Origin of the sequence: Streptomyces longispororuber, from assembly GCF_024448165.1 — a bacterium.
In the GTDB taxonomy this organism is placed as follows: domain Bacteria; phylum Actinomycetota; class Actinomycetes; order Streptomycetales; family Streptomycetaceae; genus Streptomyces; species Streptomyces longispororuber_A.
Genome location: NZ_JAMOLN010000425.1, coordinates 1 through 2,342 on the forward strand (window position 1 = coordinate 1; position 2,342 = coordinate 2,342).

The window sequence follows — 2,342 nt, forward strand, 5'->3', positions numbered from 1 at the left end:
CCGACCGGCAACCTCGACGAGTCGATGCGCGACGAGATCATGGACGTCCTGGAAGGCCTGTGGCGCGAGCACGGGCTCACCTTCATCATGGTCACCCACGACTCGTCGATCGCGAAGAAGGCGCCGAGGCTGGCGATCATCCGCAAGGGACGGATCACGGTGACGGAGAACCAGAAGGCGGCCGCCTGACAGGTGACGCACAGGGAACGGCACCGGGCTGACAGGGTCTCATCCCGTTCTCATCCACACCTCACAGAACCCTTACAGCCCCGCCATACGGTTTCGCCGCAGCGGGAGCCGGAGCGACGCCGAGTCGCTCCGGCTCCCGCTGATTCCTGTCAGCGCCCGCCACCCCGTGGGCCCTCCTCCGGCGAGGCTTCGATGTTCTTCACCTACCTCAGGCGTGAGCTGCGCCGCCGCAGAAAGGCGGCGCTCGTCGTCGCCTCCGGTCTGGCGCTCGGTATCGCGCTCGTCATCGTCGTCAACTCCGTGTCCTCCGGCATGAACCAGGCGCAGGACAAGGTCCTGCAGTCCCTGTACGGCCTGGGCACCGACATGACCGTCACCAAGGCGGCCGCCGCGCCGAAGGCGGGCGAGACCGGGCGCCCGCGGTTCGACTTCGACGCCAGGGACAGCGGCTCCGACGACGACGAGCAGTCCAGCGACCGTGTGATGGTCCAGGGCTTCCAGACCCTCGCCTCGTCCACGGTCACCGAGGTCGCCGGCCAGAAGGGCGTCGCCGACACCGTCGGCGGGCTCAGCCTCCAGGTCATGAAGGTCAGCGGCCAGTTCACCCGCGGCCAGTTCAAGCAGGACCAGCAGCAGGGCCAGGGCGGCGGCGGGTTCCCCGGCGGCCAGAACGGTGGCGGCAACGGTCAGCCCCAGGGCCGCGTCGAGGGCGGCGGCGCCAGCTTCGACGTCAACTCCTACTCCGTGTACGGCACGGACGTCACCAAGCAGGACCTCGGCCCGCTGACCTCCTCGAAGATCACCAAGGGCCGGACCTTCAAGACGTCCGAGACGGACGCCAAGGTCGTCGTCGCCGACGCCTCGTACGCCAAGGAGAAGAAGCTCGCCCTCTCCGACACCGTCACCGTCAAGGGCACCAAGTACAAGGTCATCGGCATCGCGACGCCCGACAGCGGGGACGCCGCCGCCAATCTCTACCTGCCGCTGAAGCAGGCCCAGACGCTCGCCGGCACCAAGAACAAGGTGACGACGGTGTACGTGAAGGCGAGCGACTCGCAGCAGATCGACTCGGTCAAGTCGGCCATCCAGAAGAACATCAGCGGGACCACGGTCACCACCTCCGCCGATCTCGCCGACACCGTCTCCGGTTCCCTGTCGACCGCCTCCGACCTCGCGTCGAACGTCGGCAAGTGGCTGTCGATCGCCGTGCTCGTGGCCGCGTTCCTGGTGGCCGGCCTGCTCACGTCGTCGGCGGTGTCGCGTCGCGTACGGGAGTTCGGCACGCTCAAGGCGCTCGGCTGGAAGTCGGGGCGGGTCACCCGGCAGGTCGTCGGCGAGGCCGTCGTCAACGGGCTCATCGGCGGTGTCCTCGGCATCGCCGTCGGCCTCGCGGGCGCGTACGCCGTCACCGCGATCAGCCCCACCCTCTCCGCGCAGCTCGGCGGCGGCGCCGGCGGCGGGATGGGCGGCGGACCCGGCGGGGGCGGCGGCTTCGGCGGCGGCATGATGCGGCAGGCCGCCGGTGGCGGCGGCAAGACCCTCGACATCGCGCTCACCGCGCCCGTCTCCGCGACCACCATCGCCCTCGCGGTCGGCCTCGCCGTCGCGGGCGGTCTGATCGCCGGGGCGTTCGGCGGCTGGCGGGCCTCGCGTCTGCGCCCCGCGGACGCGCTGCGCCGCGTCGAGTAGCAGCGGCAGCCCTGCGGGGCGACACCACAAACCCCCTTACGTATCGCAGGAGTTGCACCATGTATCAGCTGAGAGGCGTCACCAAGCAGTACCGGCGCGCCAAGGACACCGTCGAGGCGCTCGCGGGCATCGACCTGACCATCGGCGACGGCGACCGGCTCGTCATCCAGGGCCCCACCGGCGGGGGCAAGTCGACGCTGCTGCAGATGCTCGGCGGCCTCGACCGGCCGACGGCCGGCAGCGTCGAGCTCGACGGCACGGATCTGGCCAAGCTGCCGGAGGCCCGCCTCACCAAGGTGCGGGCCGAGTCCATCGGGTTCGTCTTCCAGTCCTTCAACCTGATTCCGACGCTGAACGCGCAGGAGAACGTGGAGACCGCGCTGGTCCCGCTGGGGTTGAAGGTCGCCGACCGGCGTGAGCGGGCGGCGGAGGCGTTGAAGTCGGTGGGTCTGGGGGAGCGGCTT

General features: G+C 70.2%; 2 protein-coding genes and 1 pseudogene. All 3 read left to right on the plus strand.

From position 1 onward, the window contains the following. Positions 1-189: pseudogene (locus tag M4J07_RS47655) on the plus strand (ABC transporter ATP-binding protein); the annotation flags it as partial. A 192-nt stretch (positions 190-381) separates the two neighbouring features. Continuing rightward, positions 382-1,878 carry an ABC transporter permease gene (locus M4J07_RS47660; protein WP_255983648.1) on the plus strand — a complete coding sequence of 499 codons (1,497 nt, stop codon included), beginning with the start codon at positions 382-384 and terminating at the stop codon, positions 1,876-1,878. A 59-nt stretch (positions 1,879-1,937) separates the two neighbouring features. Beyond that, positions 1,938-2,342, plus strand: a 405-nt coding sequence (locus tag M4J07_RS47665) for an ABC transporter ATP-binding protein (RefSeq protein ID WP_255983650.1), incomplete at its 3' end; no start/stop codon positions are given.

Coding starts and splice junctions, on each gene's coding strand:
- M4J07_RS47660 (WP_255983648.1), top strand. CDS start 382: ATGTTCTTCACCTACCTCAGGCGTGAGCTGCGCCGCCGCAGAAAGGCG.